General features: G+C 28.0%; 14 protein-coding genes. All 14 read right to left on the bottom strand.

Translation table 11 applies throughout. The features are described 5' to 3' along the window. Positions 1-43: 43 nt before the first annotated feature. Positions 44-1,309 (bottom strand): dihydroorotase, encoded by a 1,266-nt coding sequence (locus MR285_RS06615; RefSeq protein WP_293559275.1) that lies wholly within the window; start codon positions 1,307-1,309, stop codon positions 44-46. A 63-nt stretch (positions 1,310-1,372) separates the two neighbouring features. Next, positions 1,373-1,681 carry a CD1247 N-terminal domain-containing protein gene (locus MR285_RS06620; protein ID WP_293559277.1) on the bottom strand — a complete coding sequence of 103 codons (309 nt, stop codon included), beginning with the start codon at positions 1,679-1,681 and terminating at the stop codon, positions 1,373-1,375. Positions 1,682-1,693: 12 nt separating this feature from the next. Next, a complete protein-coding gene (efp, locus tag MR285_RS06625; RefSeq protein WP_075660309.1) occupies positions 1,694-2,251 on the bottom strand; it encodes an elongation factor P in 558 nt (185 codons plus the stop codon). Between the two features lie 13 nt (positions 2,252-2,264). Next, positions 2,265-3,233 carry a hypothetical protein gene (locus MR285_RS06630; protein ID WP_293559279.1) on the bottom strand — a complete coding sequence of 323 codons (969 nt, stop codon included), beginning with the start codon at positions 3,231-3,233 and terminating at the stop codon, positions 2,265-2,267. After that, positions 3,226-3,732: a type II secretion system protein gene (locus MR285_RS06635; RefSeq protein WP_293559281.1), complete on the bottom strand. Its 507-nt coding sequence runs from the start codon at positions 3,730-3,732 to the stop codon at positions 3,226-3,228. Before MR285_RS06635 ends, MR285_RS06630 begins: the two co-directional genes overlap by 8 nt. Next, positions 3,677-4,024 (bottom strand): type II secretion system protein, encoded by a 348-nt coding sequence (locus MR285_RS06640; protein ID WP_293559283.1) that lies wholly within the window; start codon positions 4,022-4,024, stop codon positions 3,677-3,679. Before MR285_RS06640 ends, MR285_RS06635 begins: the two co-directional genes overlap by 56 nt. 16 nt (positions 4,025-4,040) lie before the next feature. Beyond that, positions 4,041-4,484, bottom strand: a complete 444-nt coding sequence (locus MR285_RS06645) for a prepilin-type N-terminal cleavage/methylation domain-containing protein (protein WP_293559285.1) — start codon at positions 4,482-4,484, stop codon at positions 4,041-4,043. Further along, a complete protein-coding gene (locus tag MR285_RS06650) occupies positions 4,471-5,601 on the bottom strand; it encodes a hypothetical protein (RefSeq protein WP_293559287.1) in 1,131 nt (376 codons plus the stop codon). Before MR285_RS06650 ends, MR285_RS06645 begins: the two co-directional genes overlap by 14 nt. Continuing rightward, the gene (locus tag MR285_RS06655; protein WP_293559289.1) at positions 5,588-6,136 is read right to left on the bottom strand and encodes an SGNH/GDSL hydrolase family protein; all 549 of its coding nucleotides are present in this window, start codon (positions 6,134-6,136) and stop codon (positions 5,588-5,590) included. Before MR285_RS06655 ends, MR285_RS06650 begins: the two co-directional genes overlap by 14 nt. Before the next feature lie 8 nt (positions 6,137-6,144). Further along, positions 6,145-6,864 carry a DNA repair protein RadC gene (radC, locus tag MR285_RS06660; protein WP_293559291.1) on the bottom strand — a complete coding sequence of 240 codons (720 nt, stop codon included), beginning with the start codon at positions 6,862-6,864 and terminating at the stop codon, positions 6,145-6,147. A gap of 4 nt (positions 6,865-6,868) precedes the next feature. Next, positions 6,869-7,444 (bottom strand): nucleoside triphosphate pyrophosphatase, encoded by a 576-nt coding sequence (locus MR285_RS06665; RefSeq protein ID WP_293559293.1) that lies wholly within the window; start codon positions 7,442-7,444, stop codon positions 6,869-6,871. A 1-nt stretch (position 7,445) separates the two neighbouring features. Next, the gene (locus MR285_RS06670; protein ID WP_293559295.1) at positions 7,446-7,955 is read right to left on the bottom strand and encodes a Gx transporter family protein; all 510 of its coding nucleotides are present in this window, start codon (positions 7,953-7,955) and stop codon (positions 7,446-7,448) included. Then, positions 7,952-8,347 (bottom strand): NusG domain II-containing protein, encoded by a 396-nt coding sequence (locus MR285_RS06675; protein WP_293559297.1) that lies wholly within the window; start codon positions 8,345-8,347, stop codon positions 7,952-7,954. Before MR285_RS06675 ends, MR285_RS06670 begins: the two co-directional genes overlap by 4 nt. 139 nt (positions 8,348-8,486) lie before the next feature. Beyond that, on the bottom strand, positions 8,487-8,598 hold a 112-nt coding region (gene rpmF, locus MR285_RS06680; RefSeq protein ID WP_293559301.1), incomplete at its 5' end, for a 50S ribosomal protein L32.

Consider the following 8,598-nt stretch of genomic DNA (forward strand, 5'->3'; position numbering starts at 1 on the left):
GTAAATGGTCAAAATCTTTATCATTGTATCCACTTTGACATATTTATTTTTTGTATACAATTTTTCCTTCAGAAATTGTATAAAGAACTTCTCCTATTAATACTTTATCGACAAAGGGAGTATTAGATGATTTTGATTTAAATTTCTCGATTTTATAATGACTGTTAAGGTCAATAATAGTTATATCTGCTATTTTTTCTTTTGCAATTTCTCCGCCCTCTAATCCATAAATTTTTGCTGGATTTGTACTCATTAGCTCAATTAATTTCATAAGGCTTATTTCATTATTTAGAACTAAATTTTCATAGCAAATTGAAAAAGAAGTTTCAAGCCCAATTATTCCTGATGGTGCCTTGGTAAGCTCTAAATCTTTCTCTTCCTTGCTATGTGGTGCATGATCTGTTGCTATAATTTCAATTGTTCCCTCTTTAATACCTTCAATTATTCTTTTTCTATCCTTTTCACTTCTTAGAGGTGGATTCATCTTTGCCAAACTTCCAAATTTTAAAATTGCACTGTCATTTAATGCAATGTGGTGAGGAGTTACTTCTGCAAAAATATTTGCTCCCATGGATTTTCCAAATTTAACTAGTTCTACTCCTAAACCTGTTGAAATATGTTGGATTGAAATTTTTGCGCCAGAATAAATTGCCATGGCAACATCTCTTGCTATAAAAGATGTTTCTGCAATAGTTGGCGATCCCTGAATATTTAGTTCTTCTGAAACTTCTGAATGATTTATTCCATTTTGAGCAATTAAATTTGGATCTTCTTCGTGAAAAGAAATTATTGCATCTAATTTTTTTGCACGATACATTGCTTCTAAAATTAATTTAGAATTTCTATTGGGAATTCCGTCATCTGTAAAAGCGATGGCACCTGCATTATAATTTTCTTCCATATTGACAAGTTCAACATCGCCAAAATTTTTTGTGAGAGCTGAAACTGTAAAAACCTTTAAAGGAAGTTCTCTTGCTTTTTTATAATGTTCAATAATTTTTTCTTTACTATCGATCTTAGGGCTAGTATTTGCCATTTGAATGACAGTGGTAAATCCACCGGCGATTGCTGCTTCACTTCCACTCCCCAAATCTTCCTTATAGGTTTGACCAGGATCCCTAAAATGAACGTGAACGTCAATAAATCCTGGAACTACAATTTTTCCACTGGCATCAATTATTTCATCGCTAATATTTGATGTATCTATATTCTTATTAATATCAATTATTTTTCCATTTTCAATTTTAATATCTAAAACATCGTCAGTTTTTGAAAGAGGATCAATTACTCTTCCACCTTTTATAATCATATTTTCTCCTATTTATCAAGATTTTAAAAAAGACGAGGAAATCCTCGCCTTTCTAAAATTTAATTATTCTTCTTCGCTTTTTTCTTCGCCTTCATCATAGATTTCTAAATCGTCAAAGTCAAAATCGTCATCGTATAAATCAAAATCCATGTCTTCATTTTCGTATACATAATCTTCTAAATCTGCTAGATCTTCTTCAATAATGTCTACATAATCTTCGATTTCTTCTCGAGATTCTCTCATCTCATCAATAACATCACTTAAAATATCCACAAGTTCAGATATTATTTTACCTTCGTTAGTAGTTGTGTCTAAATCATATCCATCACAAAGACCTTGTAAATAAGATATTCTCTTTAATAAATATTCCATATTTCCTCCAATTTAAACTCTAGACATATATTCGCCATCTCTTGTGTCAATTCTTATAATGTCGCCTGTATTTATAAAAAGTGGCACATTAAGAGTGAAACCTGTTTCAACAGTAGCTGGTTTAGATCCACCACTTGATGTATCCCCTTTGACACCTGGTTCAGTTTCCGTTACTTCTAATTCAACAAAATTTTGAGGCGTAACTCTAAAAGCTTTGCCTTTATAAAAATTGATAGTTGCCATATCATTTTCTTTAATAAAGTTAAGGGCATCTTCTACCATATCTTTTTCTAGTGGAATTTGTTCATAAGTTTCTTGATCCATGAAATAATACAATGTTCCATCTGAATATAAGTATTGCATTTCTTTATTTTCAATTACAACTTTTTCAAATTTTTCTGATGGATTAAAAGTTGTATCTTTAATACCACCAGTAAGTACGGATTTAATTTTACTTCTTACAAAAGCTGCACCCTTTCCAGGCTTAACGTGTTGGAAGTCTAAAACTACCCAAACATCTCCATCCCATTCAAATGTAAGTCCTTTTCTTAAATCTCCTGCTGTTATCATATTTTCCTCCATATTAAGTATTGTCTTCTATATCATAATAGTTAAGTGAATTTGGCTGAAATTTTATGTATTCAGGTAGCACAGAACCAAATTTTTCGAAGACTTTTGGTTTATATTTAACATTTATGCCAGAATTTTTATCGTATAAATTTATTAAATATCCCTCTAATTTACAATTATTAAAAACTTCTGCATTATTATTTAAAATAATTATACCAGATATTGCATTATCATTAAACAAAACTTTATTATTTATTAATAAAATTTGGTTTCTAATGTCTGTTTCTATATTGAGAGTTCCACTATTTTGAACAATAACATCTACATTATCTAACAAATATAGGGGATTTCTTTTTTTCACTTTCTCTCTCAGATTTTCATCATAAACTTCAACTTCTTCAAAAATAAATTTTTTGCCCCTTTCAGTACCATAAATAAAATCTCCATCAAGATTTAAAGCTTTAATTTCACCTTTAGACCAATTATTATCCTTGAAGGAATTTTTTATTTTTTCTAAATCATCTTTGTTGACTCTCCCTGAATTTAAAACTCCATCTTTTTCTTTATAAATTTTGTTGATATAATTCGCCATGATCTTAGCACCTGCTATGGAATTTTTATATTTTACATCAGTATTAAGTTCAACTAAATCTACATCTATTCCCTTTTTATTTGAATAATCTCTTCTCCTTAGTTCAAGATTCTTTACTTCTGTATCATTTGGTTTAAATTCACAGTTTAAATTTATATATTCTTCATCAGAAAATATGAAATTTCCTAATTCTTCATTGAAATTATTTTCAGAGATTTTTATATTTAAAACAGATTCTGCTGCATACTTTGATTGAATTTTCTCAACTCTATTTAGATTTATATAAGATGTATTTGAAATGTATGAATAAATAAAATAAAAGAAAATAGCAAGCAGTGAAATTAAAATAATTGTAAAAATATAAATATAGCCCTTTCCTTTTCTATTCATAAATTTGTATCCTCTTTGCCACTTTAAATGCTATTTTATCTCTATTTCCATATTCAAGGTAAATATTAAAATAATTTCCATAATCAGAGATTTTAAAACTTTTTATTTCCCCAGTCAAAGCATTCTTAACCTCACCTGATGAATTTATTTTATTCATCAATGAATTAACTATATTGGATGTTCTGTATAATTGATTTGTTTCTTTCTCGTAATTTATGTAATTGTATTTGTCATCAATTTTTTTAATAAAATAGATTTTCCCATTAATTTTAGCGTAATAATCACAGCTATCTATTTCATCCTTTATGTACTCAATTGCATAAGACATTTCAGAATTTGCATTTTGATTTAGATATGTTTTATTCAAAGCCTTTTGTGAAACTCCAAGTATAGAAGTTAATACCATTGAAATAATTAAAAGGATAGCAATAGAAAAAACTAGTTCAATTAGTGAATAACCCGCCTTGTGCGAGATAAACCTCAAACTTAATTTCTTCATCAGTATCACGCCTCTTTCCACTTACTATTATATGATTTAATTTGCCCTCTCTATTTTTTGTTACATTAATAATAAAGTTCTCATTTTCACTATCTACATCATCAAAATTTAAATTCAAATCTTTATTGTTGTATGCTTCGCCAATTATTTCCTCCATTTTCGAATTCACCGCATAAACTAATAATTCTCTTTCCTTTATGTGATTTTGGTTTTCCATAAGAGTTATAATATTTGGCAAAATAGCTGATGCAATGAGTCCTATTATGGCTATAGAAAATAATATTTCGATCATCAAATGTCCTTTATTTTTAGTTTTCAGATTCATAGTAACTAACCTTTCCAGTGACTGGTTGTATTGTAATTTTAACAGTTTTTTTGTCATTTATAGTATAGTTAATAGTACAAGCAGAATATTTTTTTGCAATATAAGATGGCTTTCCCTCACTTGTAAAATTAATAACTCTCACATTTGTTGACTCAAGCTTAACTAATTTATTAAATTTTACACTTTTACTCTTTTTACCATAATTAACTGTATAGCCATTATCATTTATTTTTATACTAGTTCTACAATTATTAACTTGGGAATAATTTTTTAATTGTTTAATATCTAAAGCTAAGGTCTTAATTTGCTCCTTAGCTTCAATTTTGTCACGAACATTGAGATTAATATTGGCAATAGATAAAAGAATTAATAAAATTCCAATGCATACAACTAACTCAATTAATGTAAATCCTTTAGATTTCATCATTGTATTCAACTTCTTTTACAAAAAAGAATAAATCTTCGTTATTTTGTGGCAAGAAATAAATGTAACTAATATCGTATGCAAATAAATTAATTCTAAACCACTCATCTTGATGAATCTCTCCCGTAAAGGGAATTTGCTCCCCAGAAATATTTATAATTCCTATTTCTTTACAGGAATCATAGGGAAAAAATAGTGAAAGAGAAATCCCATCACAATGTTTCTCTACACCAAGTTTAACAATATCGCGAATATTTTCCGTGTTTATATAAAATGATGTAATGCCAGACTCGCTATAATAATTTGTTTTCACATTGTCGTCAACAATAAATTTATATTCCCTATCTTTTTTAATTTTAGTTTTAAAATCATCAAATAAAATTGGATTTGCATATTTGAATTTATCTTTTTCAGGTTTTAAATTTATATCAATATTTGAGGAAGAAACTTCTGTGCCTTTAATTTTATTATCAATATCTTTGCTATTTTTACTAATGTTTTCTGATTTAGAATTTTTTATCACTGCTGCTTCAGTATTTTTTAATTGGTCAACCTTTACAATTTCTTCTGATTTTTTAGGATTAATTTCTTCCTTTTTGTTTTGAGCTTCTATTTTTTTGTCTTGCTCATTTTCATTAAAATAGGCTTTTTTTAAATCTGAATAATAAATTGCTTTAGATGGCTTTTCAGCTTTTAATCTATATGAAAAAGAATTTTCATCTATCCTATTTAGTTCAATATTTGAATATCCATAATAATTTGTGAGAGCAGAAATTTTATTAATCTCGCTATTATTGACGTTTCCAGAAATTAAAAGAGTGTCAATGTCCGTCTTCCCATCCTTTGTAAAATTATCTCTACTCAAATTGTTTTCAGAAGCAATTTTATCTAAATTTTCATTGGAAAAATCAGCAAGTCCATTGTATTTATAAATAGGTTCTTCAACTTCAATATTTTCATTGAAATTAACTTCAGAAATTTTTTGTACTTCTCTTTTTATTAAAAAATTATAAAATAAAAATTCTAAAAACAATAAAATAAAAACTATTAATAAAATCTTTTCTCTATTAGAAAATCTTCTATATTTAATTTTTTTACTTAAAATATCAAATATATCCATTTAATTTTTCCTCTACGTAGTTTGATAATTTTTTATTAAGATTTATATTTGGATGAATGCCGTCGATTAAATCGTCTTCTATGTAATTTTCTTTAGAATAATCAAAAAAGGAAATAACCTTAAAATCTTCAGCCTTCTCTTTTAAAATTTTGTCTAAATTTTCTATATTTTTATTTACTGAACTAAAGTTAATGAAACTTTCATAAGCTTCGTCTAAATTTTTAAAGGATGTAGGATAAGGACTTATTACAAAAATCTTTCCTCCTAAGATCTTTAATTTTTTAATAATTTTGTATATATTATTTAATACATACTCAAGAGATCTGCCATTGAAAAAATCATTGAGACCAATGTGAACTAAGTATAAGTCATAACTCATTAAATTATTTATAGCATATAAAAGCTCATCTGTTGTCAAACCGTTGACGCTATAATTGTCGATATCATAACCTTTTCCTGATAAATAATAAATTAAAGACTTTCCTCCAACTAAATAACCTTCAAATATGGAGTCCCCAAGAGCACAAATCCTCATAAAACCTCCTAAATAAGTCCCTCTTCTAAAAAACTAAAATATTTGTTGTCGCCAATAATTATGTGATCCAAAATTTTAATGTCAATAATATTCGATGCTTCAACAAGATTCTTTGTAAGATTAATATCTTCCTTTGAAGGGCTTGGGTCGCCCGTTGGATGATTATGTAATAAAATTATACTATGTGCATTGTCAAGAATTGCAGTTCTAAAAACTTCCCTCGCATGAACAATAGTCATGTTAATAGTCCCCTTTGAAATTTCTCTAACAAAATTTATTTCTTTTTTAGTGTTTAATGTCATAATTCTAAAATGTTCTTCTTCTAAAACGCTCATTTCACTTAAAACATAATTTGCGGCAATAGAAGGTGATGTAATTTTAATCTTTGAATTGTAATTGCTAGAAGCAAGTCGCATTCCTAGTTGTACAGCAGCAATAATCATAGCAGCTTTTGCTTCCCCAATTCCATCTACTTTCATCAAGTTTGAAAAATTTGCATTTTTAAGACTATTTAAACCTTCTTCATCATTTTCTGATTTTAAACTTCTGAGAACTTTTTGAGCAGTATCAATTGCCGAACTGCCTGAATTTGTACCAGTTCTTATAATAAGAGCTAAAAGTTCAGCATTGGAAAGATAATTTGGACCAAATTTTATTAGTTTTTCTTGAGGCCTTTCGTCTTCTGGCATTTCTTTTATTGTGTATTTTTCTGTTTCTCTTTCTTTCATAAAATCACCATAGGCTAAAATTAAATAATTTTATTAAATCTCTATTTATCTTTCCTATTGGAAAGCCCACTATATTATAGTAATCTCCTTCTATTTTTTCCACCAATAATGATCCCTTGCCCTGAATTCCATAGGCACCAGCTTTGTCTTTATATTCAAGGGTATCTAAATATTTTTCAATTTCGTCATCACTTAAATCATAAAATTTTACATTGGACTTTTCATAACTTACATATTTAATTTTTTCTGACAGTTTAAAAATCCCATAACCTGTGTAGACAGCATGAGTCTTTCCGCTTAAACTTTTAATCATTTTTCTTGCGTCTTCACGATTTTTAGGTTTGCCTAAGAGCAATCCATTTAATTCAACCAAAGTATCTGCAGATAAAATTATTTTATCAATATGTTCTTTTGCGACTTCAATTCCCTTTTCAAAGGCAAGGGCAGTTACAGTTGTACATGGAGAAAAAGAATCGTCTTTTACCTCGTTGATTTCTTTAGAAATTACATCAAAATCTATAAAATTCGATAAAATTTCTCTCCTTCTAGGAGAACTTGACGCTAAAATAATTTTTTCCATTTCAACCTCTCTCTTTAGATATATTAGTATTTTTGACTACATAGATTGAAGTAAGCCCAACAAAATATCCTGTAAAAATCCCCAAAATTACAAGCAATGGTAGATATGCTAGTATTGCCGTAGTTTTCATAATGTAAGATGCAACTAATACTTGACCTAAATTATGAAAAAAAGAACCTATTTCACTAATTCCAATTAAAGACAAATATTTTTTCAAAAACTTATGAGAAATTATCATAGAAATTGAACTTAAAATTGCACCGCCCATGGAGAAAAAGAAACTCGAAACTGCACCAGTAACAAGAGCTAAGATCACAGTCTTAAAAATAGAAACAAAAAAGCCCTCCTTATAACCTATGGAAACTATGATTACAAGCACAACAATATTTGACAATCCAAGTCTAGCACCGGGAATTGCAACTGGAAGTGGAAGTACACTTTCAAATAGCCCAAGGACAATTCCAATTGCACTAAGTAGCGATAAATAAATTAATTTTTTATTTCTTGTCATTTTATAACCAAATCCAAATCATTGTCATTTCTTTTTTCAGAGACTATCTTAACAATAAGTCTATTGGGAAGACATATTATTGAATCACCGGGAATGCTAATTTTCCCCATTTTTATGCAGATTTTATCTTTGCAATTAGATTCATGCATATGGACTTCTCCCTTTTCAATTACAACTTCATTTTTACCATAAACAGTATTTATATCAATTTTTTCATCTGTATTCTTAGTTAGTGGAATCTCTTTAAACACTTTCCCATCAACAGTAATCACAACTTTTTTTGCAAGATTTGCATCCTCTTTAGGCAATTTATTTGTAAAAAAATAAATTAAAAAAGAAGCAATAACTATTAAAATAATAACTAAAATATCAGCTTTTTTTAACTTTACCATATTTTTATTATAGCACAACTTTAGTATGAATTCTTAAAAGAAATTTTATAATAAAAACTCTATAATATCTTGGATTATATCCGAAATATTATAGAGTAAAATTTTCGCACAAAAAAAGTGAGACCTAAGTCTCACTTAATTATTCAGCTTCTGCAACAATTTCTTTGCCTGCATAGTGTCCACATGATGGACAAACTCTATGAGGTAATTTCATTTCATGGCAGTTAGGACATTCAACTACTGTTGCTTTA

Source organism: Peptoniphilus sp. (genome assembly GCF_022767005.1).
In the GTDB taxonomy this organism is placed as follows: Bacteria; Bacillota; Clostridia; order Tissierellales; family Peptoniphilaceae; genus Peptoniphilus_A.